This is a genomic window from Rhodoferax sp., from assembly GCF_018780565.1.
In the GTDB taxonomy this organism is placed as follows: Bacteria; Pseudomonadota; Gammaproteobacteria; order Burkholderiales; family Burkholderiaceae_C; genus Rhodoferax.
The window spans coordinates 112,710-139,682 of the sequence record NZ_JADMJN010000011.1 but is presented as its reverse complement, the minus strand read 5'-3'; the positions used below and the strand labels follow the sequence as shown (position 1 = coordinate 139,682).

The 26,973-nt window shown below is 58.1% G+C and carries 25 protein-coding genes; 10 read left to right on the top strand and 15 right to left on the bottom strand.

Going from position 1 to position 26,973, the window contains the following annotated elements:
• Window position 1 precedes the first annotated feature (1 nt).
• Both IV109_RS16275 and IV109_RS16270 read left to right on the top strand, forming a co-directional pair.
• A complete protein-coding gene (locus IV109_RS16275; protein WP_296698988.1) occupies window positions 2-826 on the top strand; it encodes an alpha/beta hydrolase in 825 nt (274 codons plus the stop codon).
• Window positions 823-1,536: a haloacid dehalogenase type II gene (locus IV109_RS16270; protein ID WP_296698984.1), complete on the top strand. Its 714-nt coding sequence runs from the start codon at window positions 823-825 to the stop codon at window positions 1,534-1,536. Before IV109_RS16275 ends, IV109_RS16270 begins: the two co-directional genes overlap by 4 nt.
• Here the strand turns inward: IV109_RS16270 and IV109_RS16265 are convergent.
• Complete coding sequence (locus IV109_RS16265; RefSeq protein WP_296698980.1) at window positions 1,533-2,186, bottom strand: DsbA family oxidoreductase; 654 nt, start codon at window positions 2,184-2,186, stop codon at window positions 1,533-1,535. The two genes, IV109_RS16270 and IV109_RS16265, sit on opposite strands and share 4 nt — an antisense overlap.
• 202 nt (window positions 2,187-2,388) lie before the next feature.
• Here IV109_RS16265 and IV109_RS16260 point away from each other — a divergent pair, with 202 nt between their 5' ends.
• The 3 genes from IV109_RS16260 to IV109_RS16250 are packed head-to-tail and all read left to right on the top strand — an operon-like array spanning window position 2,389 to window position 4,891.
• Window positions 2,389-3,237 (top strand): amidohydrolase family protein, encoded by an 849-nt coding sequence (locus tag IV109_RS16260; RefSeq protein WP_296698977.1) that lies wholly within the window; start codon window positions 2,389-2,391, stop codon window positions 3,235-3,237.
• A complete protein-coding gene (locus tag IV109_RS16255; protein ID WP_296698975.1) occupies window positions 3,234-3,671 on the top strand; it encodes a hypothetical protein in 438 nt (145 codons plus the stop codon). Before IV109_RS16260 ends, IV109_RS16255 begins: the two co-directional genes overlap by 4 nt.
• Before the next feature lie 38 nt (window positions 3,672-3,709).
• Window positions 3,710-4,891: a cytochrome c peroxidase gene (locus IV109_RS16250; protein ID WP_296698969.1), complete on the top strand. Its 1,182-nt coding sequence runs from the start codon at window positions 3,710-3,712 to the stop codon at window positions 4,889-4,891.
• A 29-nt stretch (window positions 4,892-4,920) separates the two neighbouring features.
• Here IV109_RS16250 and IV109_RS16245 read toward each other — a convergent pair whose 3' ends face one another.
• From IV109_RS16245 to IV109_RS16225, 5 genes are all read right to left on the bottom strand, one after another.
• Window positions 4,921-6,534: a caspase family protein gene (locus IV109_RS16245; RefSeq protein ID WP_296698964.1), complete on the bottom strand. Its 1,614-nt coding sequence runs from the start codon at window positions 6,532-6,534 to the stop codon at window positions 4,921-4,923.
• A gap of 35 nt (window positions 6,535-6,569) precedes the next feature.
• On the bottom strand, window positions 6,570-7,304 hold the full coding sequence (locus IV109_RS16240; RefSeq protein WP_296698960.1) for an HAD-IA family hydrolase: 735 nt from the start codon (window positions 7,302-7,304) through the stop codon (window positions 6,570-6,572).
• A 1-nt stretch (window position 7,305) separates the two neighbouring features.
• Window positions 7,306-8,181 (bottom strand): phosphoribulokinase, encoded by an 876-nt coding sequence (locus IV109_RS16235; protein WP_296698955.1) that lies wholly within the window; start codon window positions 8,179-8,181, stop codon window positions 7,306-7,308.
• A gap of 100 nt (window positions 8,182-8,281) precedes the next feature.
• Complete coding sequence (locus IV109_RS16230; protein ID WP_296698950.1) at window positions 8,282-9,379, bottom strand: class 1 fructose-bisphosphatase; 1,098 nt, start codon at window positions 9,377-9,379, stop codon at window positions 8,282-8,284.
• Between the two features lie 17 nt (window positions 9,380-9,396).
• Window positions 9,397-10,161 carry an HAD-IA family hydrolase gene (locus tag IV109_RS16225; RefSeq protein WP_296698947.1) on the bottom strand — a complete coding sequence of 255 codons (765 nt, stop codon included), beginning with the start codon at window positions 10,159-10,161 and terminating at the stop codon, window positions 9,397-9,399.
• Window positions 10,162-10,282: 121 nt separating this feature from the next.
• On the opposite strand from IV109_RS16225, the gene IV109_RS16220 reads away from it, so the two are divergent.
• Both IV109_RS16220 and IV109_RS16215 read left to right on the top strand, forming a co-directional pair.
• The gene (locus IV109_RS16220) at window positions 10,283-11,194 is read left to right on the top strand and encodes a LysR family transcriptional regulator (RefSeq protein ID WP_296698943.1); all 912 of its coding nucleotides are present in this window, start codon (window positions 10,283-10,285) and stop codon (window positions 11,192-11,194) included.
• Window positions 11,195-11,347: 153 nt separating this feature from the next.
• Window positions 11,348-12,727, top strand: coding sequence for a ribulose-bisphosphate carboxylase (locus tag IV109_RS16215; RefSeq protein WP_296698939.1), 1,380 nt, complete (start codon window positions 11,348-11,350; stop codon window positions 12,725-12,727).
• On the opposite strand, the gene IV109_RS16210 is transcribed toward IV109_RS16215, so the two are convergent.
• Window positions 12,728-13,648 carry a DHHA1 domain-containing protein gene (locus IV109_RS16210; RefSeq protein ID WP_296698934.1) on the bottom strand — a complete coding sequence of 307 codons (921 nt, stop codon included), beginning with the start codon at window positions 13,646-13,648 and terminating at the stop codon, window positions 12,728-12,730. It lies immediately after the preceding gene.
• A 78-nt stretch (window positions 13,649-13,726) separates the two neighbouring features.
• On the opposite strand from IV109_RS16210, the gene IV109_RS16205 reads away from it, so the two are divergent.
• The gene (locus IV109_RS16205; RefSeq protein ID WP_296698931.1) at window positions 13,727-14,020 is read left to right on the top strand and encodes a 2Fe-2S iron-sulfur cluster binding domain-containing protein; all 294 of its coding nucleotides are present in this window, start codon (window positions 13,727-13,729) and stop codon (window positions 14,018-14,020) included.
• Window positions 14,021-14,034: 14 nt separating this feature from the next.
• Here the strand turns inward: IV109_RS16205 and ylqF are convergent, their stop codons facing one another.
• From ylqF to IV109_RS16185, 4 genes are all read right to left on the bottom strand, one after another.
• Window positions 14,035-14,994 carry a ribosome biogenesis GTPase YlqF gene (gene ylqF / locus IV109_RS16200; protein ID WP_296698929.1) on the bottom strand — a complete coding sequence of 320 codons (960 nt, stop codon included), beginning with the start codon at window positions 14,992-14,994 and terminating at the stop codon, window positions 14,035-14,037.
• A gap of 100 nt (window positions 14,995-15,094) precedes the next feature.
• Window positions 15,095-18,244: a PAS domain S-box protein gene (locus IV109_RS16195; RefSeq protein WP_296698926.1), complete on the bottom strand. Its 3,150-nt coding sequence runs from the start codon at window positions 18,242-18,244 to the stop codon at window positions 15,095-15,097.
• 112 nt (window positions 18,245-18,356) lie between these two features.
• Window positions 18,357-19,544 (bottom strand): serine hydrolase, encoded by a 1,188-nt coding sequence (locus IV109_RS16190; protein WP_296699122.1) that lies wholly within the window; start codon window positions 19,542-19,544, stop codon window positions 18,357-18,359.
• 254 nt (window positions 19,545-19,798) lie between these two features.
• A complete protein-coding gene (locus tag IV109_RS16185; RefSeq protein WP_296698922.1) occupies window positions 19,799-21,730 on the bottom strand; it encodes a YhgE/Pip domain-containing protein in 1,932 nt (643 codons plus the stop codon).
• A gap of 156 nt (window positions 21,731-21,886) precedes the next feature.
• On the opposite strand from IV109_RS16185, the gene IV109_RS16180 reads away from it, so the two are divergent.
• Window positions 21,887-22,315 (top strand): PaaI family thioesterase, encoded by a 429-nt coding sequence (locus IV109_RS16180; protein WP_296698915.1) that lies wholly within the window; start codon window positions 21,887-21,889, stop codon window positions 22,313-22,315.
• Window positions 22,316-22,335: 20 nt separating this feature from the next.
• On the opposite strand, the gene IV109_RS16175 is transcribed toward IV109_RS16180, so the two are convergent.
• Window positions 22,336-23,583: a diguanylate cyclase gene (locus IV109_RS16175; protein ID WP_296698910.1), complete on the bottom strand. Its 1,248-nt coding sequence runs from the start codon at window positions 23,581-23,583 to the stop codon at window positions 22,336-22,338.
• Window positions 23,584-23,598: 15 nt separating this feature from the next.
• Window positions 23,599-24,636 (bottom strand): ABC transporter substrate-binding protein, encoded by a 1,038-nt coding sequence (locus IV109_RS16170; RefSeq protein ID WP_296698906.1) that lies wholly within the window; start codon window positions 24,634-24,636, stop codon window positions 23,599-23,601.
• Here IV109_RS16170 and IV109_RS16165 point away from each other — a divergent pair.
• A complete protein-coding gene (locus IV109_RS16165) occupies window positions 24,620-25,168 on the top strand; it encodes a hypothetical protein (protein WP_296698903.1) in 549 nt (182 codons plus the stop codon). The genes IV109_RS16170 and IV109_RS16165 overlap by 17 nt on opposite strands.
• Before the next feature lie 18 nt (window positions 25,169-25,186).
• Here the strand turns inward: IV109_RS16165 and arfB are convergent, their stop codons facing one another.
• Together arfB and yegQ are read right to left on the bottom strand one after the other, a co-directional pair.
• Window positions 25,187-25,606 (bottom strand): alternative ribosome rescue aminoacyl-tRNA hydrolase ArfB, encoded by a 420-nt coding sequence (gene arfB, locus IV109_RS16160; protein WP_296698899.1) that lies wholly within the window; start codon window positions 25,604-25,606, stop codon window positions 25,187-25,189.
• Window positions 25,607-25,629: 23 nt separating this feature from the next.
• On the bottom strand, window positions 25,630-26,973 hold the full coding sequence (yegQ, locus tag IV109_RS16155) for a tRNA 5-hydroxyuridine modification protein YegQ (protein ID WP_296698896.1): 1,344 nt from the start codon (window positions 26,971-26,973) through the stop codon (window positions 25,630-25,632).

Genomic DNA, 26,973 nt, shown 5'->3' with positions numbered 1-26,973 from the left:
CATGCAACATCCATCCCCCAGCATCACCGAAAGCCGTTTCAGCATCGATGGCGTTGACTGCTTCGTCGACGGCACCGGTCAGCAAACCGTGGTGATGATCCACGGCTGGCCCGACACACATCGCCTGTGGGACAGCACCGTAGAGGCACTCAAGGGTCATTACCGCTGTCTGCGCTTCACTCTGCCAGGTTTCGACCTGATGCAGGCAGATCGCGCCACCTCGCTGACGCAGATGACAGCACTTTTCAGCAAGATCGTGGATGCGGCGAGCCCGGATCAACCGGTCACACTGCTGCTGCACGACTGGGGCTGCATGTTCGGCTACGAATACGCAGCACAACACCCGGATCGCGTAGCCCGCATCGTGGCAGTGGACATCGGCGACCACAATTCGCTCGCCTTTCAAAAATCACTTACGACCCAAGCCAAGTTGCAGGTCTTCATCTATCAGTTCTGGCTCGCCATCGCATGGAAGCTGGGCGGCGCCTTGGGCGACCGAATGACACGTGGCATGGCTCGTGCCCTGCGCTGCCCCACCCCACCCTCAACGATGGGTTGGAAGATGAACTATCCCTACGCCATGCAGTGGCTGGGCCTGCTCGGCGGCTTTCGCGGTGCAGCCAAAGTCGCGCCATCCTGCCCCGTGCTCTACATCTATGGCGAGCGAAAGCCTTTCATGTTCCATTCGCCCAGGTGGATAGCACGGCTGGCAGAAAGACCGGATTGTGCCGTACAGGCATTCCCCACCGGTCACTGGGTCATGGTGCAGCAACCTGCCGCATTCAACCAGTGCGTCGCGAGCTGGCTGGAGAAGGCCAGCGCATGAAAACACGGCCCCCACCCACCATCCCCAAAGTTCTGGCGTTTGATGTGTTCGGCACTGTGGTGGACTGGCACTCGGGCATCGCCCGCGAAGTGCAGGCCTTGCACCCGGATGTGGACGGCAGCGAATTCGCGCTGGCCTGGCGTGAGGGCTACAAACCTGCGATGAAGCGCGTGCTGTCAGGGGAATTGGGATGGACCCTGATTGACGATCTACACCGTCTTATCCTGGATCAGGTCCTGGAACAATTTGGATTGACAGGTCTGACAGAAGCTGAAAAACAGCATCTGAACAAAGCCTGGCACCGGCTGGACCCCTGGCCCGATGTGCTGCCCGGTCTCGCACGGCTCAAAGCGCGGTACATGATTTGCACGCTGTCCAATGGCAACATCGGCCTGCTTGCCGACATGGCCAAACGTGCCGGACTGCCGTGGGATTGCATTCTCTCTGCCGAGGTATTTCGGGCCTACAAGCCCGATCCGTCCACCTATCTCGGCGTGGCCAGGATATTTGACGTCGCCCCGGCTGAAGTGATGTTGGTAGCCACCCATCAGGACGATCTGGCTGCAGCGCGAGCCTGCGGCCTGGAAACCGCCTACATTGAACGAGTGGCCGAGTTCGGGGCAGCCAAGCCCAAAGATGTATCCCCCGACCCGGCCAACACTTGGCACGCCAGGGATTTTCTTGACCTGGCCACGCAGCTGGGCTGCTAAAGCCCCGCCGCAATCTGGCGCAGCGCCTGCTCGAACACTGCGGCAGGCTGTCCACCCGAAATCAGATGCCGATCGTTGATGATGACGGCCGGCACAGAATGAATACCCTGGCTGGTGTAGAAAGACTCGCGCTCGCGAACCTCATCGGCAAACTCATCACTGGCCAAAATGCTGCGCGCAAGCTGCGCATCCAGCCCCGCTTGCGCCACAGCCTTGAGCAACACATCGGCAGACTCCATGCTCTCACCCACACCGTGGCAGGCCACCAGCAAGGCCTTCTTCAGCGCAGCCTGCTTCTCATCAGATTCAAGGCCGGCCCAGTGCAACAAGCGGTGCGCATTGAAGGTGTTGTAAATGCGGTTGCGTCCACCTGCACCAAAAGTGAAACCCACCTCGGCACCGCGCTGGCGAATGGTCTCGCGAATTTGGACGCGCTGCTCTTCCGTAGAGCCGTATTTTTGCTGCAGGTGCTCACCAATATCCTGGCCGCCAGCAGGCATCTGCGGATTCAACTCAAACGGCTGAAAGTGCAGCTTGGCAGACACTTCTCCCTGCATATTGCCCAGCGCGTGCTCCAGGGAAGCCAATCCGATGGCGCACCAAGGGCAAGATATATCAGAGACGAAATCGATTTTCAGTGAAGGGGTCATGGTGGATGCCAGGCATGTTTGAAACAGACCTGCCATTCTCGATCAACTTTGAAATCCTTGCCTTGGACAGGCCCTCTGAATGCGGATTCGGGCTCCGGTTCAACACGGTTATCACCGCCGTTGTAAAGTAGGCCTGCCCGACACAAAGCACGCGCGCATGCATGGCAGATGCCGGCACCCCATCGATGTATTGGAGTGAGACATGAAAACCAACCTCAACCGGCGCCAGTTCACCGGATTTCTGGCTGCTGCAACGATCGCCGGCGGGGAGTCGGCCAGCGCAGCGGATGAAATGCCACTGTTCGATGCCCATATCCACTACAGCCATGACGCCTGGGAGTTGGTGCCCCCCCAACAGGCGGTTGCCATTTTGCGCAAAGCCGGACTGCGTGGCGCATTCGTATCGTCATCGAACGACCAGGGCACGCAGATGCTGATGGCCGAGGCACCCGACCTGATCGTTCCTGAACTGCGGCCGTATCGATCCCGTGGTGAAATTGGCAGCTGGATGCGCGACCCCACGGTCATACGCTACCTTGAAGAACGCCTGACCAAGTTTCGCTACGTCGGCGTTGGCGAGTTTCATCTCTATGGCGAAGATACCGAACTGGCTGTGCCGCGCCGCATGGTCGCGCTGGCCCGTGAACACGGCCTGCTGCTGCACGCCCATTCCGATGTGGATGCCATCGAACGCCTGTTTCGCCAATGGCCTGAGGCCCGCATACTCTGGGCACATTCGGGCTTTGACCGGCCTGAAAAAGTACGCGAGGTACTGCGTCGCCATCCACGCCTGACCTGCGATCTGGCTTTTCGCGGCGATCACGCCACCGGCGGTAAAGTCGACCCCGCCTGGCGCGAGGCATTCACCGAGTTTTCGGACCGCTTCATGATCGGCACCGACACATTCACCCCGGAGCGCTGGCACTACATTGGCTCGCATGCCAGCTATTCGCGCGCCTGGCTGACCGACTTGCCCACACCTGTGGCTGAACGCATTGGCTGGCGCAATGCCGAGACGCTGTTGCGCCGCCCCGTGCCGCCCAAAGCATGAAACTCCCGTGCAACCCGTACGTCCTGCACAAGGCGGCTCTGATCCTGGCACTCCTGGCCGCGGCGATGCCCGCCAGCGCGTCAGGCTGCGGCGATCATCTGGTCGGCGCTGCACGTCTACAGACACAAGGCGACGGCTACACCGTGGTGTTTGCGCCACGAACCTGGCCCATTCCGGTCGGCCGTCATTTCAATATGGAGTTGGTCCTGTGCGTGCCCCCAGGCGTAGCGACGCCAGCCAGTGTGACGGTGGATGCCGACATGCCCGCCCACCGCCATGGCATGAACTACCGCACAAGCGTGCGCGCACTGGGCCATGGCAAGTTTGTTGCTGAAGGCCTGATGCTGCACATGCCGGGACGCTGGCGTTTCATCTTTGATGTTGCAGGTGTGAAGCAAACCGTGCGTCTCACCCACGAAGTCCAGGTGGAATGATTCAGGGCCGTGCTCTCGGGCTTCTGGCCGCCTGTGCGATGGCTCTCACAACCATGGCCACCATGGCAGTTGCGGGGCGCCCGCCCCTGCTGGATTTCTCCCCCACGGAACTTCGGCTGATTGAGCAGCACGGACCGTGGCCATTGCCAGAGGCTCGCGATGCCGGCAACGCCCAGGCAGGCAACCCGCAAGCCATTGCTTTGGGGCAAAAGCTGTTCTTTGATCGGCGTCTGTCTCCGGGTGGCCAGTTGTCCTGCGCCAGTTGCCACGCACCAGCCAGGGCCTTTGCCGATGGCCGCGTCCGATCGCTTGGCCGCGGGGGTGAGATGCTGGACCGCAACGCCCCCTCGTTATGGAATGGGGTCCACGAGCGTTGGTATGGCTGGGATGGCGCCGCAGACAGCCTGTGGTCGCAAGCCATCCGCCCCCTTCTCGACACTCGCGAAATGGCCTCCAGTGCCGAGCACATTGCCGCCACTATCGGAGGCGACAAGGAACTTGGCTGTCGCTACCGGCAAGTCTTTGGACGCGATGCGCAGGTCAAACCACAGGCAACGCTGGTCGATGCGGCCAAAGCGATTGGCGCCTTCACCGGCACCCTGGTGTCCGGTCGCACCGCATTCGACCTCTTTCGCGATGCACTGGCGCGCAAAGACACTCGCACCGCCTCGAATTACCCTTTGGCTGCGCAGCGCGGACTGCGCCTGTTCGTGGGGCGCGCCCGGTGCAACGTGTGTCATATAGGACCGCTCTTTACCAATGGCGAGTTCGGCGACATCGGTCTTCCCTTCTTCATACGTCCCGGCATGGTCGATCCGGGTCGCCATGCGGGCATTGCCGCGCTACGCGCCAGTCACTACAACCTGATGTCATCCTGGAGCGATGCGCCGGCAAACGATGCAGCAGGCACCAAGACCCGCCATGTCAACGCGCAACACCGGAATTTTGGTGAATTCAAAGTACCCAGCCTGCGCAATGCGGCACAGACTGCCCCCTATATGCATGACGGCCAGTTGGCAACGCTGCCTGAGGTGGTACGACACTATTCAGAACTGAATCTGGAACGCCTGCATGCCGATGGCGAGCAGATCCTGGCGCCGTTGCGCCTGTCGGAGCAGGAAAGCTCAGACCTGCTCGCGTTCCTCAAGACGCTCTCAGACCCGCATGCCAAGGCATGGAAGGCAAGACCCACGCCCCGATGCCTCGACGCCAAACCCTGAGCGCGCAAGCGAGGCCAAAGGAGCAAGACTCATCCCGCGCCTGACTTGAAAGATACGGATTCGGCTATCGAGTTCTCCGTGATGCGACCATTGTTTCGGTTGATACGCTCAGTGCGCAAACGGCGCAAGGTACCCGGATCAAACCAACTGCGGGCTTCCATGGTCGTGAAGCCTCCCGCAAAGCTGGCTTGTCCACGAGAAACAACCAGAAAACATTTGAACGTACCCTCGGGCACGGTGATCGTGTCATACCCCACGACGTGGTTGTCCCAGTAGTTGGTTTCCAGTACCCCATCGGGGCGCAGATTCTGAAATGCGCTACGCCATTTCTTGCCAACCGCCATGTCGGCTGGCACACCCAGAATGCCGGGAGATTTGGTACCGAATCTGTTCTTGAGCAAAACACCGGTTTGTTCGTAAATCTCCGCCCCGTTGTCCATCTCAAAGCGGTTGTCGTCCGCATACGTCACCGTTCTGGTCACCCGGCGTCGTACTTTCGTAAAGCCATCAATCAAATCGACCACATACTGGTCGCCAAGATGGCTGCGTCGCGCCGCGGCCGCCTGGGGAACAATGCCATCCCGGTTGGCGACGACCACGGTTTGCGCCTTCTGCAGGTTTTCCACCCGCAACTGCGCCTGCTCGCTGATGTTGCCATTGGGAAACTTCAACAGGAAGGCATAGAAATCGTCGGCATTCTTGCTGTCCTTGATCTGGTCCCACGCCGCTTTTTCAAGACTGAATGCGGCCGCCCTCTGCTGCTCCTTGTTCACCACCGGTTCTGGCTGTGATGCCTGCGATGCAGCCAGCGCTTGTGCATTGCCGGCCAGCTTCACGCCATCGTTGAAATAGAAATCGTCTTCAAGCGAAGTGGACTCCCATGGAATCTGCCGCCCCTGGCTTTGCTTTCGAACGTTCAACCGCACTCGCTTGAAGACATCTTCAATTTTTGTGATCGGTTTTTTGAGTTCTTGCAACAAATACTGCGTGTAGAGCCCATTGCCACTCTTGGCATCGCCGTCCTCGGCCACATTGCCCGGCGCCGTGGCATAGGCCAGAAAGGTGCCGGGCGGCGCATCCACCTGGGCCAGCCCCTTGGCGGAACTGGTATTGCGGCCAAAAGGGTTGTCGCGGCAGGCATCGATCACCATGATGTTGATACGAGTACCCGCGCCCTTGAAGGTATCAATCACTGCGCCCAAGTCAATGGTCTGGTTCGGCACGTCGGCCGCGCTGTTGAGTCTGGCGTCAACCGGCACCATGTAGTTGCGCCAGTCCAGTTGCAAACCGTGACCGGCGTAATACAGCATCCCCACACCTTGCTTGCCCTTGAGCGACTCCCGCACTTTGGCGAGGGCTGCATTCATCTGGGCCTTGCTGCCATCGCGCAGTTCCACCACCTGAAATCCCAAGCCCCGCAGCACTTCGCTCATGGCGCGGGCATCGTTGGCAGGATTCTCAAGCGCCGGGGCAGCTACATAAGCCGAATTTCCAATGATCAGCGCGACCCGGATATCCAGCGGTGCCTGGGCCGCCGCGGAGGCCACCGTCAGCGCCGCAGCCACAGCCGTCAATCGCAGTGCCGACCGCCATGGATACAGTACTTTGACCACCTTCCCGAAGGCAGCGATATTTTCAGACATAGACACTTTGGGGTCCTCCACTTATTCTCCGCATCTTAACGTCGGAAGCACGCGCCCGGACCAGTCTTGTCAGGCCCTTCATTGCCCTTTGCGATCACCGGATCCAACAGGGCTGCACAGGATTCAACCACACGGTCGGGCGCACAGGCCGCAATGGGATGGCCCATGTTGTAGCCGTAGGGAAGCAGCCATACCGCGACACCCGCATTGCGCGCCGCAGCCACATCAATGCTGGAATCCCCCACAAACAGGGCTCGATGACGTGGCACGCCAAATCTCGCCAGGCAGCTCTCGATACCAGCCGGGTTCGGCTTTTTGCTAGCCAAGGTGTCCCCGCTCACCACACAATCCAGCAAGGGCAGCAATTGCCGGGCCTCCAGCACGATTTGGGTGTAACGCCCCTCCTTGTTGGTGACCACCGCCAGCTTCACGCCCTGGGCGCGCAGTGAAACCAGGGTCTCACGCACCTGAGGGTAAAGATGGCTTCGCGTGCCGCAACGGCTTTGGTAGTGTGCGTCAAACGCTGCGGCGATAAGCGGCAGGCGAGCACTGCCACGAACCACCTCTGCCGTGACTTCCTGGCTGTACGCCAGTGCCTGCACCAGCAATTCCCGCGTGCCGTGTCCGATCCAGTCGCTCACCTGCTTCTGCCCGACTTCGGGCAACCCGAATTGACGCAAGGTGTCGTTGACGGCGTCGCAGATTTCAGGGGCCGTCTCGACCAGCGTTCCATCCAGGTCAAACATCACCAGGTCAAAGCTTGCATCCATCTCAGCTGGCCCTCTTCTTGCGCTCCATCATCCGCCAGACAAAGGGCGTGAAAATCAGTTGCATCGCCAGTTCCATCTTGCCACCAGGCACCACGATCGTATTGGCCCGCGACATGAACGAGTCGTTGATCATGTTAAGCAGGTACTGGAAATCAATGCCCTTGGGCTTGGCGAAGCGGATCACAACCATGCTCTCGTCTGGCGAGGGAATATCCCGCGCGATGAATGGGTTGGATGTATCCACCATGGGCACCCTTTGAAAATTGACATGGGTGTGCATGAACTGGGGGCAGATGTAGTTCACGTAGTCCGGCATGCGGCGCAGGATGGTGTCGGTCACCGCCTCGGTGCTGTAGCCGCGCTTGGACTTGTCACGGTACAGCTTTTGAATCCACTCCAGGTTGATGACGGGCACCACGCCAATCAACAGATCCGGGTGCTGGGCAATATTGATCTCGGGGGTGACGACCGCGCCGTGCAGCCCTTCATAAAACAGCAGGTCAGTATGCGCAGGCACATCCTCCCAGGGCGTGAAGGTGCCCGGCTTCTGTCCGTAGGGCGCAGCTTCCTCGGTGTCATGCAGGTACTTGCGGCGCTGGCCCCTGCCGGTTGTGGCGTAATCGCGGAAGAGGGTTTCGAGTTCGGAAAACAGATTGTTCTCCGGGCCGAAATGGCTGAAGTGTTTGTTGCCGTCCGTCTCGGCCTCGGCCAGCTTGTGTTTCATCTCGGTACGGTCGTAACGGTGAAAACTGTCGCCTTCAATGATGGCGGCATCAACGCCCTCCCGGCGAAAAATATTCTCGAAAGTACGCGTCACCGAGGAGGTACCGGCGCCGCTGGATCCGGTGATGGCAATGATGGGATGGCGTTCAGACATGGTGGCACCCGGGTAGTGAAAAATATTTTGACAAATCAGGCCTTCAGCCTTCGTTCATGCTTGATAGTTTGCTACTTAAGTAATAGCAAAAAGCGACTCTTCACACCCTGAACAGGCTGCGCTCGGTGAACAGGGGGTTGTCCATCTCGGTATGCACCGGCTCGGCGTGATAGCGCTCAATGCGCTCTACCTCATGGCGGGAGCCAAAGACCAGGCCAATGCGTTGGTGAAGCGACTGGGGTTGCACGCCCAGCATCGGCCTTTCACCGGTGCTGGCACGCCCACCTGCCTGCTCCATGAGAAAGCCGATCGGGTTGGCCTCGTACAGCAGGCGCAAACGACCCGGCTTGCTCATGTCCTTGGTATCGCGCGGGTACATGAAAACGCCCCCCCGCATCAAAATCCGGTGCGCTTCGGCCACCATGCTGGCAATCCAGCGCATATTGAAATCCTTGGCCCTTGGTCCGGTCTTGCCGGCGAGGCATTCGTCCACATAACGTTTCACCGGCGCTTCCCAAAACCGGCTGTTGGAGGCATTGATGGCGAACTCGTGCGTATCCGCTGGAATCTGCAGCTTCGGATGCGTCAGCATGAATTCACCCAGATTGGGGTCCAGCGTGAACCCGTTGACCCCATCACCTACCGTCAGAACCAGCATTGTCGTCGGGCCATACAAGGCATAACCCGCGGCCACCTGACGGGAGCCGGGTTGCAGAAAATCCTGCTCGCACACATCACGCCCACTTGCTTCCAGCTCCGGGCTGGCGCGCAAGACCGAGAAGATGCTCCCCACCGAGACGTTCACATCAATGTTGCTTGAGCCATCCAGAGGATCAAACACCAGCAGGTATTTGCCGCGCGGGTATTGACCCGGTATCTGGTAGGGCAGCTCCATTTCTTCGGATGCCATGCCGGCCAGATTGCCCGCCCATTCCGTGCGACGGATGAACACCTTGTTGCTCAGCACATCAAGCGGGGTCTGCGTCTCGCCCTGAATATTGATGGCGCCGGCCGCCCCCGGGTCCGCCTGAGGACACGCAGGACTGGCCAACTCGCCAAGGGCTACCGCGCGCGCAATGGCTTTACAGGCCAGTGCCACATCCAGAATCAGCGCATTGAAGTCTCCGCTGGCGCCGGGAAATCGACGCCGCTCTTCGATCAGAAACTGGGTCAGGGTGGAACGATGGGTCAAGGGCATGGCAGGCTTTGATGCAATCAGTGGGTTGCGGCGACGAGGCGGGGAAGGTGTTGCGCCTGCGCATGCCAGAGCCGCAACTGGCCCAGATCCACATGGCTCAAATCGGGTACCACGCGCATCGCGGCCGCAAAGTCGTGGTGCGCGGTGTAGGCCGTGGGTGTGATCAATGTCGCCAGGCCCGCCGCTACCGCCGAGCGCAGACCATTGCTTGAATCTTCAAACGCAAGACACTGGCCCGGCTGCATATTGAGCGCCGCCAGCATCTGCAAATACACCTGAGGATGTGGCTTCTTGATCGGTGCTGTGGACGCATCACCCATCGCGGCAAAGTTAAGACGCCAGTCGGAGCCCACGGCCCGGCGCAGCAGCGCGGCGATGTTGACGGGTGAAGTGGTGGTGGCAATGGCCAGCTGCAGCCCCTGCTCCAAGGCTTCATCCATCAACTTCAAAACTCCAGGGCGCAGACACACGGCGCCCTCGTTGACCGCACCCTCATAGGCCGCGGTCTTGATCTCATGCAAGCGATTCACCGCATCCTGCAAGGCCATGGCTTCGGTTTCGCGGAGATCGGGCTGCATCTTCTTCCAATAGTGTTGAATTCGCTCTTTGCCACCAGAGATGTTGAGCAGTTCGGTGTACAGGGGCTCATCCCAATGCCAGTCCAATCCGAACTCGGCAAATGCGTGGTTGAACGCCTCTCGATGGGCAGCCTCGGTATCGGCCAGGGTGCCATCAACATCAAAAATCAGCGCATTGAGCATGCCAGCGTCCTTGTAAAGCATGGAAATCGCCACTCAAAGCGAGCACGACAGATTTACTTTAAGAGACATTACACATAAACTCAAATCATATTTACTTAACAATTCATCAGTTTTAACTGATTGTTAATTCATAGAATAAACCATGCGAAATTACACCCTCAAGCAAATCCAGACCTTTATCGAAGTCGCCCGGGACAAATCTGTATCCAAAGCGGCAGAACGTCTGTTTGTGACTCAACCGGCTGTATCCATGCAAATTCGACAGCTCGAAGATGCTTTCGGCCTTCCCCTCATCGAGCCCGTTGGACGCAATATCCAGCTGACCGGCGCAGGCCAGGAATTCTTGACGCATGCCATCGCTGCCATGGCCCAACTCAAGGACATCGAGGCCATCATGGCCGAGCATGTCGGAATTCGAAAGGGGCGCATTGATCTGGCGGTGGTGAGCACCGCCAAATACTTCGTGCCGATGCTGCTGGTCCGTTTCGGCAAGCTGCTTCCCGGCATTGAAGTAACCCTGCGCATTGACAACCGGGAGAATATTCTGGGCTTCCTTGCACGCAACGAAGTCGATCTGGTGATGATGGGGCGCGCGCCCAACACGCTGGACTGCGAGGCCACGGCCTTCGCCACCAACCCACTGGGCATTGTGTGCGCGCCGGACCACCCCCTGTCGCGCCGCAAACGAGTCCAGTTCGAAATGCTCAAAGACTACGGATTTGTGGTGCGCGAGCAGGGATCGGGCACACGCGCCGCCATGGAGCGGCTGTTTGGCCAACACGACATCAAGCCCAAAGTGGTCATGGAGATGCCCAGCAACGAAACCATCAAGCAGGCGGTCATGGCCGGCATGGGTTTGAGTTTTCTCTCACTGCGCACGGTTCGCCATGAACTGGCTGCGGGTCATCTGGCCCTGGTGGACATCAACGGCATGCCTCTGGTGGGACATTGGTATGTCACACATCTGAGCCATAAAAAACTTTCACCAGCCGCCAAAGCCTTCAAGGCATTTTTGATAGAGCAAGGGGGACCCCTCATTGATTCATGGGCATGATCTGTGATTAATCATCAGATTTATCTGATTAATAAAAAATAAATATTGAATATATTTGATGAATTTGTTTCACTATAGTCGCCTCCATTAACCCGGCAGGCTGATCGAGCATGCCTTGTCCGCCGGGCCCCTACCATCCCAAGGAGACCCGTCATGGACCAGTCCAAGCGCTACGCCGACCTGAGCCTTCAGGAAGCCGAATTGATCAGATGCGGCCAGCACATTCTGGTGGCCTACAAGATGAAGCCCAAACCGGGCCATGGCTACCTGGAAGCCGCAGCGCACTTTGCAGCCGAGTCCAGCACCGGCACCAACGTGGAGGTTTCCACGACCGATGACTTCACCCGGGGTGTTGACGCCCTGGTCTACCACATCGATGAAGCTACGGAAGACATGCGCATCGCGTATCCGCTGGACCTGTTTGACCGCAATGTGACCGATGGCCGCTTTATGCTCGTGTCATTTTTGACCCTGGCCATCGGCAACAACCAGGGCATGGGCGACATTGCCCATGCCAAGATGATTGACTTCTACATGCCCGAGCGCGTGATTCAGATGTTTGACGGCCCGTCCAAAGACATCTCCGATCTGTGGCGCATTCTGGGACGCCCCGTGAAGGACGGCGGCTACATCTCAGGCACCATCATCAAGCCCAAGCTGGGCCTGCGCCCCGAGCCGTTCGCCGAGGCGGCCTACCAGTTTTGGCTGGGTGGCGACTTCATCAAGAATGATGAACCCCAGGGCAATCAGGTGTTCGCCCCTATCAAGAAGACCATTCCGCTGGTGTACGAGGCCCTCAAGCGCGCCCAGGACGAAACCGGGCAGGCCAAATTGTTCTCCATGAACATCACCGCCGACGACCACTACGAGATGCTGGCGCGCGCCGATTTTGCACTGGAAACATTCGGCCCGGACGCCGACAAGCTGGCGTTTCTGGTGGACGGGTTTGTCGGCGGCCCCGGCATGGTGACCACCGCGCGGCGCCAGTACCCAAACCAGTACCTGCACTACCACCGCGCCGGCCACGGCATGGTCACATCGCCCAGCGCCAAGCGCGGCTACACCGCCTTTGTGCTGGCCAAGATGAGCCGCCTGCAGGGCGCCTCGGGCATCCACGTGGGCACCATGGGCTACGGCAAAATGGAAGGCGAAGGCGATGACCGGGTGATTGCCTACATGATTGAGCGCGACGAGTGCCAGGGCCCGGTCTACCTCCAGAAATGGTACGGCATGAAACCCACCACACCCATCATCTCGGGTGGCATGAACGCCGTGCGCCTGCCAGGCTTCTTCGAGAACCTGGGGCACGGCAATGTCGTCAACACCGCCGGGGGTGGCGCCTACGGCCACATCGACAGCCCTGCAGCCGGAGCCATCTCACTGCGTCAGTCGTATGAGTGCTGGAGATCTGGCGCGGACCCGATTGACTTTGCGAAAGAACACCGGGAGTTCGCCCGCGCGTTTGAATCTTTCCCTGCCGATGCCGACCGCCTGTTTCCCGGCTGGCGTGAGCGATTGGGCGTTAAAAGCTGATCACTTCACCGCGTTCAGGCGGCCGCTCAGCAGTTCAGGCAGGCGATCCGCCCCCATCTTGAAACCACAGGCCTGTGCGTGGCCGCCACCGCGCATGCTTTCCGCCAGCGGGATGCAGTCAAAGCTGCGCTGCGAACGCAGTCCCGCCTTGATGATGCCGCTCTTGTCCACACTCCACATCAGCGCGAAAGTGCCGCTCTTTTTGGAAAGTATGTCACCCACCAAGCTGTGAAAAACGCCTGGTGCGTTCACCATCATGCCCGTCAAACCGTTGAAGACCAGCGGCTGGGCCGCGTCGGCTATGCCGGTGGCGAGGCGGGCAAATTTTTCATCCATGGCCTGCCCGCGCTCAACATAAGCCGACAATTGCCGGGCATCAAACAGGGCAATCTCCTTCCAGCGCTCAAACTCAAAAGGCTCCATGTCCAGCGCTGCAAGAAAACCTGCGCTCTCGGGGTACTGCCACACCCATATGTCCCGGTCTTCGACCAGTCGCACCAGGTCGGGCAAGGCACGGTCCGGTTGAAAGAACTCCCATGCCAGTCTTGAGCCCGACTTCTTCATGTCGAAATGCACCACACCGCAGCGACATTCAAAGCCTTCGAGCTTGTCCGCCGCACTTTTGTGATGGTCAAGCATCACCAGCTTGGCAGCCCGCTCTTCAATACTGCGCATGAGCTCCGGTGCGAACGAAAAATCGAGAATATAGACGGCGCGCCCATCCAGTACGGGCAAGTCCTCAAGCGACTTGACATCCCCATGGTCCAAGCCCAGAAACTCCGCCTTGCCTTCATAAAAAAGCCAGGCCGCCAAGGCCGCCGCAAAACCGTCTGGGCAATTGTGGCCGTGGTAAATCACCAGTGGCCGCGGATCATTTCTGTCGGGCTTGATGAACAGGCTTAAGGGAAGGATGGTTTTCAAAATGGATTCGGGATGTAAAGAGCAGCCGCCATTATGACGGGGCAGGTCGCGGACCCATGGCGCTCCTAAAATACGGGCATGAACGTCACAGATTTACCGCTATTTTTCCTCGGCAACGCAGAGCCTGACGGGCAACAGTTTGATGCCTGGACCAACCAGCCCCTACTGGTCTCGCTGGAACAAGGTGGCATCGACTGGCCCAGCTCGTGCCGCAACGGCACATGCCGGACCTGCATCGCGCAGCTGACCCGTGGTCAGGTTCGCTACGAGCTCGAATGGCCGGGATTGAGTGCCGAGGAAAAACTTGAAGGCTATGCCTTGCCCTGTGTGGCGTATCCCTGCTCTGACCTCAGTTTGAAATCCGGGCAGTAACGTACCGGCCCAGATCAGGACGCCGAACGTTTATCAGGACGCGGTATCTGCTTGAACCGGATTTTGCGATCCAGTTCAATGGCGTCCTTCTTGATTTGACGTTGCGCATCCAGTATTTCACCTGCGGCCAGCCATTCGGCAAATTCCCCGGGAGTTTCAAGTGTGATCCGCCCCAGCACGGCAGCACGAAAATCGTAGATCACAATTTCGGCAGCCTTTTGCGTGTTCACCCGCTTGCCAGCCTGCAGTGCACCACGTTTCTGGCCGATGGCATCCAGCAAATCCTCGTCGGTCATGGTAGCCACCTCCGTCAGCTTGAAACGGGCTTCCACCAAGGCCGGATAGTGTGTCTTCAGGTAGTTCAGCAGCTCCAGCGCCACCTCTTCTTCATTGAATGCGTTGCGGCCAATGGCACCACTGGCCGCAAGGTTGTAGCCGCTCTTGGCGACAATGATGCGCGGCCACAATACACCCGGTGTATCGTACAAATAAAAATCATCCGCCAGAGATATGCGCTGCTCCAGCTTGGTAATGCCGGCTTCGTCGCCGGTTTTCGCCGCGCGCTTTCCGGTCAGTGTATTGATCAACGTTGACTTGCCCACATTGGGTATGCCACAGATCAGGACGCGCATGGGCTTGACCATCCCGCCACGACTCGGCGCCAGTTCAAAACAGGCTTTGATCAGGGCCTTGGCAGGTGTTGTCATGCTGGCATCAAGCCCAAGTGCCCGTGTGCCGGACTGGCTGTTGTAGTAAGCCAGCCACTCGGTCGTGCGCAGCGGATCGGCAAGATCCTGCTTGTTCAACACCTTGAGCATGGGCCGACCCTGCGTGAGTTCAGCCAGCATGGGATTGGCGCTGGAGCCAGGCAGGCGTGCATCAAGCAGTTCGATCACAACATCAATGTTTTTGATGCGTTCACCGATGGCCTTTTTGGTCAAATGCATATGACCTGGAAACCACTGAATAGCCATCTCTTCTCCCTTTGCGGACGATATCATGCCTGTTGGCAGGCCGACCGGACAATCCGTGATGGCGGCAGGATTGTCGCGCAAAAAATGCGCGACCCCTCAATCAGGCGGGATCGGTGACGCTTTCCGGTGCCGCCAGAGGCAAGCGAATCGTCACCTGGGTACCCTTGCCGACCTGACTTGCCAGTTGAATATCGCCACCCAGCACGCCCGTCACGATGTTGTAGACAATGTTCATCCCCAAGCCAGAACCGCCTTGGCCCATTCGGGTTGTAAAGAACGGATCGAATACACGGGCCAGATTTTTTTCTGGTATGCCCACGCCGTCGTCGCTGAAGCTCAACTCTACGTGCCTGGTGTCTATCCAGCGTGAACTTATGCACATCACGCCTTCATCACGACCGTCAAACGCGTGCGACAGCGCATTGGAAATCAGATTGGTCACCACTTGGCCTAGCGGACCGGGGTAACTGTTCAGCTCAATGCCTGGCGCGAGGTCCAGATCCAGCCTGAAACGAGTTTTCTTGAACATCGGCCCCAGCGTGACCACCAGATCATCCATCACATGTCGGAGATCAAAACGCCTGCGCTGGTTGCTGGATTGATCCACCGCGACTTGTTTGAAACTACTCACCAGGTCTCGTGCCACACCCAAAGAACGCAAGAGCAAATCCGATCCTGTCGCGGCGTTGTTCAAATAGGTGTCCAGTCTTGAACGCTTCAAAGTGCCCTGTGCAATGTCCTGCAGCAATTCCCGCGTCTGGTCATGCAGGGTACTGGCGACAGTCACGCTGTTGCCGATCGGCGTATTCAGCTCATGCGCCACACCCGCAACCAGAGAGCCCAGTGCAGCCATCTTTTCTGACCGGACCAATTCGTTTTGAGCCCGGCTGAGCGATTCCAGGGTCGCCGCAAGTTCACCATTGGCCTGCTCCAGCTTGAGGGTACGCAAGCGGACGCGCTCTTCCAACTCATGGTTGATCTCACGGATTTCACGTTCAATTTCCCGCTGGCGTGTCACATCAACCGGCGCGAAGATGAACATTCTTTCGTCATTGAAAACAAGAGTCCGCCCAGACAGAAGGCAATTCATGATCTGACCATCGCGGCGCCGTCCCTGGATCTCAAGCCGATCCACGGCCTGGCGGCGCCTCATTTCATCCATCATTCTCTGGCGATCACCCAGGTCGACCCACACCTTCAGTTCTGCCGAGGTCCTTCCGATCACGTCGTCGCGGTCGAAACCGAACTGCAAAAGCCAGGCATCATTGACCTCGACAAATTTTCCGCTTTCCACATGTGTCAATCCAAGCGGCACCGGTGACAACTGGAACACCGAGGAAAATTTGAACTCACTGTCGCGCAACAATGATTCCGCACGAAGGCGGGCTGCCTCTGCGGCCTTTTCCTGCATGACGTTTTTGATGGAGAACAGCAGAAAATCCTCCCCCCCTGCCTCAAATTTGCTGCCGGAAAGCCGACAGTCCAGAAGCTCACCATGCCGGTTGCGCAACGTTGCCTCAAAGTCGCGCAACTCACCATCGCGGTGAATCGCCTCAATCCAATGCGCCCGCTGTTCGGGACTGCCCCAGACACCCAGTTCCAGCGAAGTCCGACCAATCGTCTGCGCAGGGGTGTATCCAGTCAGCGTCTCCCAGTTGCGATTGACATCGACGTAGCGCCCATCCGCCATTCTTGTAATGGTCAGCGTATCGGGAACCAGCTGGAAAACCCGTGTCTGAAAGGCGTCGCGATCACGCAAACGGGTCTCGATTTCCTTCATGCGGGTGATGTCTGTCAGCGTCGAAACTACTGCGACGACGTTCCGAGCGTCAGGACCCAAAATTGGAACTGCATTCACCAGCGTCCAGCGGACCGCTCCATCCCGGCGAATCACACCCATCACTGTGTCCTTGACTGGCTCTCCCCTCGTGAATACCTGCACCGCAGGAAGCTCGCCACGTCCGAACCGGTTGCCGTCTTCACGCAAGAATTCGGTATCGATCAAGTCAGGGGCCAATTGCATGTCGCCCGGTGGCACACCATAGATTTCTGCTGCAGCCGCATTGCTGACGATGACGCGTCCCGAGCGGTCCCGCAGCACAACACCCTCGGCCATCGCATCCAGGATTGAACTCAGTTGCTGCTCTCTTTCGCGCATGGTGGCTTCCATCGCCACACGCGTCGACTCGCGCTCTCGCTCCTGCGTAATGTCGTGCATCAAGGCAAGCAGGTATCTTTCACCACCCGATTCAAAAATGCTGCAGTATCCGGCGACAAGCAACACCGTACCGTCTTTGCAGCGCACGTGGACTTCAAAACCACGCACTTCACGATCACGTTGCAGAGCATCAACCAAATTCTGCCGCTCCTGCGTATCAACCCAGAAATTCAGGTCGAACGAAGATCGCCCCATCGCCTCCTGAAGATCAAACCCAAACATCTGGCTCCAGCTTCGATTGACTTCAACATAGAAACCGTCGCTCACTCGACTGATGGTCACGGCCTCCGGCATCAGGTCAAAAATGGCTGCCAGACGTTCATCACGTTCACGTAACGCCATATCCGTTTTGTGCCGGACAAGCTCCACTTCACGTCGGACGTTCACGTCATTGATGGCATCGCGTGCTTGCTCCGCCTCGTACACCCGCCGTTCCTGCGCCATCAGGTTCAGAAAATAAGTTACCACCAGCGACATGCCAAGAGCCAAATCCAGCCAGCTTGCAGCAAGCGAGAATTGGACAAGCAGCGGACTGGATGCGCCAAGCGAAGGCAAGACAAGCAACGGCACAGCACGCGCCAGCATCAACGCCACAATCACCCCGCACCAGGAGTGCGAGTGGTTTCGACGGCCTTGCCAAAAGCTGTACGCAGCCAGCAGCATCAAGGCCGCAGCAGTGCCGTGAAGCGGCATGACCCCTGCAGACAAGGGCAGATCCAGGGTCTGCCAGGAAAATCCCCAAACCATCAGCACGACCACCACGGCAGGCAGCAGTCTGGTGTTAACCGTCTGGCCATTGAAGATACGCCCACCCAGCCAGATCCCTGCCGCAAAGGCAAACATCATCCAGGCAGTGAAAATTTCCGACCGGCCGATTGCCGGTATATCCAGCAGTTGCCCCAGAAAAGGCAGGGCCGCAAAGCCGTATGCCAGAGCCCAAGCACCGGGTGCCGAGCGCCTGGTCTCACCAAGCTGATGCAGGTAGAGGAACAGTGCAGACAACAACGTCATCACGACGAAAGCCGTGTTCATAGCTGTCTAAGCCAAAAAAACTGGCCTTCACAAGACCTCATGCTGTGCCCGCTTGCAATATCTCAAAACCTCTGCATCCTCATCAAGCACTTGCTCGCTCGTCCGCACCGACCTAATTCATCAAATGCTTCGCCAACGCATGGTACGCTGGCAATGACGTCGGGTCCATGTACGCATTGGCAGCCATCGGGTGCGAGGCATACCGCGCAATCACCATTTCCGCCTTGGGGTCCACGTAAATGGTCTGTCCATGGATGCCACGCGCGGCGTAAGCGCCATGCTCATTGTGTGATACCCACCACATATTGCGATAGCTCCAGTCAGGAATGGTCTTGTAGCCAGCCTTGGCGAAGTTCGCCCTGTTGCCCCCTTTGGTGATGTCCATGATGACGCTCTTGGGGACAATTTGCTGTCCGTTGTAGCGGCCTTCAAGCCGCATCATTTCCCCAAAGCGGGCCATGTCACGCAAGCCGGCATTCATGCCTCCGCCTGCAAACTCATTTCCAACGGAGTCAACCGAGAAATAGGCATCCTGCTCGGCGCCCAACTTACCCCAGATACGCTCCTGCAAATTCTCACCGATGGACTTGCCGGTTACGCGGCGAATGATCCACCCCAGAGCGTCGGAATTGACCGTTTTGTAAGCAAATGCCTGGCCATGCTCACCTTCGGCCTGAACTGTTTGCAGGAATTCATAGAAAGTCTTTGGTCCGGCATAACCAGGAGGACGAGGGAGAACGCCGCCAGCTCGCACGTGGTCCCAGACTTCCGCTTTGGGATCGGCATAGTTCTCCGAATATTTGATGCCCGTGGTCATGTCCAGTACCTGCCGCACGGTGGCGTTGCCAAAGCCGGTGTCTTTGAGTTCCGCGACATACCGGGAAACAGGTGCATTTTCGTCCAGTGTGCCTTCCGCGATCAGCATGGCCCCAATCGTGCCAAAGAAAGATTTGGTCACGGATTGCGCAATATGCTGCCCTTCCGGCTTCAGCACGCCAAAGTAGCGTTCGTAAACAATGCGCCCTTTGTGCAGCACCACGATACCGTCGGTGTAATTGGCCCCCAATGACTGCGCCCAGGTCATGGTATTGCTGCTGCCCATCACCTGAAACGAAAGGCCATCAATGTCAGTACGCTCGGCTCGGGGCAACACACTCATCGGTGTCGTACCCCGTGAAACGCTCGTTGTCGGACCAAACTGACGGCTGTTTGAAAATGTCCAGCGGAACCGCGGAAATGAGTAGAAGCTGCCGTTGGCGAACTGAACCAGCTTGTCGGGTGGCGGCGGCGAGCCCATCATCCAGCCCAGGGTAACAGGATCGCTGGCCTGCGCGTCCAGAACCTTCGCTGGCGCCTGGGCGGAGACTGTCTGGACGGCCGCAGCCAATACCGTCAATCCGGCGAAACGCGTCATGCGGGAAAAGCAAGAATGAGTCATTCGGGTCTCCATTGGTTTTGATCACTGACACCACAAGGCCCGGTGTGAAAACATTATGAAACCTTCTGTCCCGCACGCCATCAGGGTCTTACCTAATGCAGCCCCCGGACAGCACCCTAAAAGTCCACTGCAGGGCGAATGGCTGCCTGTTTGACGAAGCGCCAATACCCGACGGTGCAGGCCATGGTGGCCGCAGCCATGCCAGCCAAACCGACAAGCAACAGTGGGTATTGCCACGCACCGTCATAGGCGCCAAACATACTGGCCTTGATGCCCCGCACCACCCAAGTCAATGGCAACCACGGGCTGATGTCCATAAAGACGCCACCGCTGAGTTCAACCGGCAGTATCCCCCCTGAGGAGGACAGTTGGACCGCCAGGAACATCATGGCGAGTCCTTTGCCCGCATCGCCAAAGGCCCGAGTCAGCGCAAAGACGATCACCAGGAAAGTTACCGATGCAACGCCCAGCGTCATTGCCAGAGCCAGTGGACTGGTCACAGGAATTTTCAATATCAGCAAGACCGAGACCATCACCAGCAAAGATTGAACAAGAACGACTGCCGACGGAATGAGTATCTTGCCCAGCATCTGCGCCGGACGCGAGAAATACATCGCCTGTCGGGGCAGCACCCGCACATGAATCAAGAATGCCGCAATGCCGGCACCCAGCCACAGCGCGCCCGGAATAATGTTGGGCGCAAAGCCACTGCCATTGTTCTGAACAGCTGCCGTCACCTCAACTGTTGGCAGCACAGAATTCGCCAACCCCTCCGCACTGCCATCCATTTTCTGCATCGTCACCGGCAGCGACCCCACAAGAAGATCAATGCCAGAGGCCAGGTGTTGTGCGCCTGCCTTCACTTCCCTGACCCCCTCAGACAGCGATTTCGATCCGCCCGCCAGGCTTTGTGCCCCTGTGCTCAACTCATCGAGCTGACTGTCAGCGGGCAATTTTGTCACCGCCGTATGGATGCCCGCGCCCAGCCCATTCACACCAGCAGTCAGCACACCAACGCCGGCACTTAATCGATCGGCACCTTCCGTTAATTTCCGCTGGGCGCCCGTTGCAGCCTGCAAACCCGAGTCCAGCTGAGAGACACCGTCTGCGAATTGATCCAGACCCTCGGTGATTCGCGCAGCAACCAGCACGCTGCTCGCGGCCTCGGTGCGAAAGGACGTTACACCATCCCGAAGGCGGTAGACACCGGTCTGGAGTTCTGCCAGGCCACGGCCCAGTTCAAGCTGTCCAGACCCCAGCGCGTCGGCCCCTTGCTTGACCTGATTCACTTCAGCGTTGGAGGGTCGACGCGCATCCATGGTTCGAAGTCCGGCACCCAGCTCCTTGACCCCGGAAGTCAACTCCTGCACCCCTTCATCGAGCCTGCCCATTCCATGACTCAGGGAATCAGCGCCTGCGGCAGTTTTGTTTGCACCCACTGCCAACGCCTTGGCACCTGTGCGCAATTGATCCACGCCATCGCGCAAGCGGTCAATATTGCGCTCAGACCCCAACGCACTGGAGAGCACCAAAGCCCATCGCCGCTCATTCAGGCTCTTGTTCACTTCATGCCCAAGGTCTTCCGCAAATCTTCGGGCCAGACCTGCGCTCTGGTAACTATTGCCTTCCGAGGTGTAAACCACCAAACGCCCGCCACCAGCCTCCACACCCGGAAGCGCATTGGAGCTGAAGTCGTGGGGAATAACCAAGACAAAGGCAAGCCGGCCTTGCCGAACCAGTTCACGCGCAGCCTGCTCGTCGGTATAGTCACGGTAACCAAACGCTTTTCTGGCTTTCAGGCGGGATGCAATTTCCCTGCCCACGTTGAATGTGTGCTCCCGATACTCAACGTCCCGGTCCAAATTCACCACGCCCACCGGCAAAGCGCCCGTATGGGCCGCAGGATCCCACATACTGGAAAGATAGATGACGACGTAGAGGGCGGGTATCAAGGCCACGGCCGCCGTGGCAAGAAACAGCTTCGGGTAATGCGCATAGAACCGGGCCTCGATCCGGGCAATGACGAAAACTTGTGACAACAATTTCATGGAGGACACTCCGTGGAAAGCCCCACATGGCGACTGGACCACCGGACAGCTTGAGCCATTATGAGTCATCGCTATCAAGAACCCATCCCCTAAGGCGCGAGGATGAGCTTATCCAGATAAACTGTCCGACAACCGATCAACCCTGACAGGATACCCATGACCATTGACGAAATCATTGCATTGCTCAACCAGCAAAGACCTGCGTGCGTGGAGACACTCAATGGCAAGGTTGTGGAGTATCTTCCGGAAAAAAACCAGCTCTCCATGCAATTTGAACCCGGACTGAACTGCTGTCACTCCGTCAATATCGTGCAAGGGGGCTATGTGACCGCGATGCTCGACGCGGCCATGGCCCATGTGACCATCGCAGCCGAAAAATTTCGCACCAACCCGTCTTCCATCGACATCAATGTCAGCTTTTTAAGGCCCAGCCGCGCCGGCAAGCACACAGCAGTAGGCTCCATCGTGAAGCTTGGAAAAACGGTCGGCTATCTGCGGGCTGAACTGTTCAATGACAACGGAGACCTGACCGCCACCGCCACTTCGTCGGTGTACCTGACCCGTCACACACCGAACCATAGCTGAGACCGGAGCCATCCAAATGATCACTGGCGAACCGGTTGCACCTGATTTCTCCCGTTCTTTTTCGCTGCATAAAGCCATTCATCGGCTCTTTGCAGCAGCAATTCCATGGGTTCCTCGGATTGCCATTGAGCGACACCGAAACTGGCCGTCACGCTGAGTTCGAAGTCGTCGTGCAGAGTCAGCCGGATCCGCTGCGCCACGTCGCGACGCAATCGCTCGGCAATGTCCAGTGCAGCCTGCAGCGGCGTTTCAGGTAAAACGACGACAAATTCTTCTCCGCCAAAACGTGCGACCCAATCGATGTCCGTGCGCAATTCCTTCTGCAGACAAGCGCCGAGCATGGAGAGCACCCGGTCCCCCACCAAATGACCGTGCCCATCGTTGATGGACTTGAAGGCGTCCGCGTCGCAAAAGATGATGGACAAAGGATGACCGTAACGCTGCGCGCGGTTCATTTCGCCCGGAAAGCGTTCATTGAACAGCATACGGTTGAAACAACCTGTCAAAGGATCCAGTGCGGACATGGTTTTGAGCGAGGCCAGCGCGGCCTCCAGCTGGCGCGTACGCTCCAGCACTTCGGCGTCCAGCGTCGAAATATGCCGATGAATGCTTGCTTGCAAGGTCTTGAATCCATCAACCACCAAGTCAATTTCATCATAGGCGTGACCGGGCGCCCGCCCCAGCTTCAAAGGCACCGTCAGGTTGTCTGCCTTCAAACTGGTCACAAAGTCGGCCAGTCTGCGCATCGGCCGCTCCAGATCCCGGCGCAGGATGGTTACCACCATGCCCAGCACAAGTGCCGTCAGGACCAGACACTGCAGCAGGACCAGAGCGACGCTGTGCAAGACTTCGCGATAAAGCGCCTGCATATCAGCCACCAACTCCAGGGTTCCCAACGAGCCTTCTGTGCGATTGGGCGGTGGAATGTTGAAAATGAACGGCGTGGCGCGCGCCCGGTCTGCAGATTTCGCTCCTTCAAACACCTGACCCGTACTGACTTTCAGCATGACATAACCAATATGCGGACTCTCCAGCACCAGGTTGATTTGCCGCTGAATGGTCCTGGGTTCGATGTCCCACACTGCAAGCGACAGCAGCGGTACGTGTGTATCGGCCACATCGCGCACAGCCCTCTTGAAACTGCTTTGGACACTTTCGTAAGTCAGCCATGCCTGCAAACTGCCAATGACAAGTGCGCACAACAACGCCCAACCCAAGGTGCGTCGTATCAATGTGCTGGTTATCGGCCGAATCGGCTCCATGTTCATCTCGGCATCCTGGATCTATCGCATCAACTGACGAAAGTTGAAGTCATACCGTTTCAAATTCGGATTGAGCACCTTGCTGAAACGCCGGAAGTTCACCTGGTCAAACTTCAAATCGCCAAACCGGGACTGGAAGCGGGCCGCCTCATGGGGTGCAAACAGCATGAACATGGACTGCTTCATTTCCAGGCCCTCGCTCAAAAAATCCCGGCCATGGTGATAGTCGTACAACAGCACCAGTGCCCAGGCACCTGCAATGAAATGCCCCCCGGCCAACGCAGCCAGGCGTCCCGTCTGCACCGCTTGCATGGCCTCGCTGGAAGTATTGATTCCGCTGAACCAGGCATCGTGTCCAGGTTTACCGCCTCGTTTTTCCCAGCTTTGCATGGCGCCAAAGGCCATCAAGTCATTGCCGGCCCAAACCAGCCGTGCCGATGGATAACGCTCAAATAGCCAAGTACTCTGCTCAGCAGCCTTGTCACGGTTCCAGCTGGCAAACACCTCCTGATCAAGGACCACGTCCGGGACCTCTGCCACCGCACGGTGCATTCCGGCGGTGCGCAGGATGGAGGACGGCGTTGAACGATCCCCTGCCAATGCAATCAGGTGCAGCTTGCCATCCGATGAACGTGCCCCATCCTTGCGCCCCCGCTCGATCAAGGCGCGGGCTGTCAGATACCCGGCCTCCTCGGCCCGGGGCTCAAGCGACCCCAGCCAGCCTTTGAAGCGCTCGCGTGGTCCGCCGGTCTGCTCACGCTCTTTGGGATCATCGATGGAACTGAACGCAAAAAAAGTCTTGATACCTGCACCATCCAGAATGCGAACAAGCTCGTTGCCAACCCCGTAGTCATTGGACATGATCACATAGTCGGGGCGTTGGGCCTTGGGCCGTTGCGCCAGTTGCTGCGCAAAAACCACCTGGCGCGGGTGATCGCGCTCTGCGTACATGACTTCCAGTTGCATGTCAAGACTGCGCGCCGAGGCCTCCATGGCGCGGGCCGCGGTTACCCAATAGGCCTCATCCGATTTGCCGGGATTGATGAAAACCACCGACATGGTCAACCCAGGGCCAGCCCATGCGAGCAGCCACGCAACAACAACAATTTGCCAAATTTTCGTCATTTATCACTTATCGAGGATGATGGATCTCGTCACTCCAGGAGCTGGGGCGCCAGGGCACAGGTCATATGGACTGGAATTGATTCAAACAAGATCCAGTATTGTGCATTCAATGCACACTCTTGATATCGATCAATTTGAATTACGCCCGCAGGTATCCAATGGGTTACGCAAACGAAAGGGTATTTTTATGAACATTCGCCTGTCCACACTGCTTGTCGCCACAGTCTTGTCGTTATGGGGGTGTGCAAACATACCACCCGTCGATCATTCAGCCCATCGGGCCAGTACGGAAACAAGCACTGTCAGCAAGGGAGGCATGCACGCCATGGGCGAGCGCATGCAAAAGATGAAGGATCAGATGGCTCGCATCAAGCAATCCAAAGACCCGGCAGAGCGGCAAAAGCTCATGGAAGAACACATGAAATTGATGGAAGAGCACATGTCCGGCATGGACAAAATGAAATAGCGGTCTACCGGAGGAAGACTATTCCTTGACCCGCCCCCGCAGGGCTTTGGTTTCTGAGCGCTGACTTTTCGCGGTCCGAAGTCTTTGCCTTGAAGCATAGCTGGGCTTGGTTGGACGCCTGATCCTGGGTGGCAAGGCAACGCTGTTCACCAACTCATGCAATCGCAAAAAAGCATCGAGCCGATTCATCTCCTGCGTACGGTGCTGTTGCGCCTTGATAGCCAGTACGCCAGCCTTGCTGATACGGCTGTCATGCAGTGCCAGCAGGCGCTCTTTGACATCCTCGGGCAGGGATGAAGCGGGGATGTCAAAGCGCAGGTGTATCGCGCTGGACACCTTGTTGACATTTTGCCCACCCGCCCCTTGCGCCCTGATGGCCGTGATCTCGACCTCAGCTTCGCTGATGTTCAACAAGGGCAAAGAAGCGGATTCGACCATGACAAATCCGCTTCGCCGTTCGATCAGGCCGAGGCAGGAACGGCTGGGCTGCGCAGTTCAGACTCCGCCACGTACCGCGCTACAAAAGCGCCCACCGCATGGGCAGGTAGCGCCAGCCAGACCGTATGGCCACTGCCCGGCGCCACAGTCACAGACTCGCCTTGCGCGTTCTCAATGCGCCCCACCCGAAAATCGTGATTTCCAGTGGGGTGGATGATTTCCAGCAGATCGTCCGAAGCAAAGCGATTCTTCACTGCAACCTGCGCCAGGCCACGCACTGCGTCAAAGGACACCACATCACCCACATACAAGCTGCGTCCCGACTCGGAATAGCCGCGCAGGTAATTCTGGGTGGACTCCGGGGTGTGACGCTGAAAAAATCCCGAGGTGTAGCCCCGGTTCGCCAGGCCTTCGAGCTGGCCCAGCAAAGCGGGGTCCAACTCTCGACCCGCCACGGCGTCATCAATGGCCTGCCGATAGGTTTGCGCAGTTCGGGCCACGTAATAGGGGCTCTTGGTCCGCCCCTCGATCTTGAGCGAATCGACGCCAATTTCAACCAGTCGCTTCACGTGTTCGATGGCGCGCAGGTCTTTGGAGTTCATCACGTAGGTGCCGTGCTCGTCCTCTTCAATCGGCATGTAACTACCCGGGCGCTGGCTTTCCTCCATCACATAGACCTCGGCGCGCTCCCTCTGCGCCGCCGCCTGGGGCGCCAGAATGTCTCCCGACGCATCGACCACACCAGCTTGGGTCTTGTAATCCCAGCGGCACGAGTTCGTACAACTGCCCTGGTTGGCGTCGCGGTGATTGAAATAACCCGACAGCAGGCAGCGGCCCGAATAGGCAATGCACAACGCACCATGCACGAACACTTCAAGCTCGGTGTCCGGGCATTCCTGGCGAATCTGCGCCACCTGGTCCAGCGAAAGTTCACGCGACAGAATGACGCGACTGACACCCGCGCTTTTCCAGAAGCGCACGGCCGCTGAATTGACGGTATTGGCCTGCACCGAGAGGTGAATTTCCATTTCGGGCCAAGTCTCGCGCACCATCATGATGAGGCCAGGATCGGACATGATCATCGCATCCGGCTTGAGCGCAATGACAGGCGCCATGTTCTGCACATAGCTCTTGATCTTGTTGTCATGCGGGAAAATATTGGACACCAGATAGAACTTGTTGCCCAGCGCATGGGCTCGATCCACGCCCTGTTTCAACACATCGATATTGCCAAAGTCGTTGTTGCGCACGCGCAGCGAATAGCGCGGTTGACCGGCATACACCGCAGTTGCGCCGAAAGCCATGGCCGTTTCCAGCATCGTGAGCGAGCCGGCCGGGGCCAAAAGTTCTGGAGTTCTCAAAGCCAT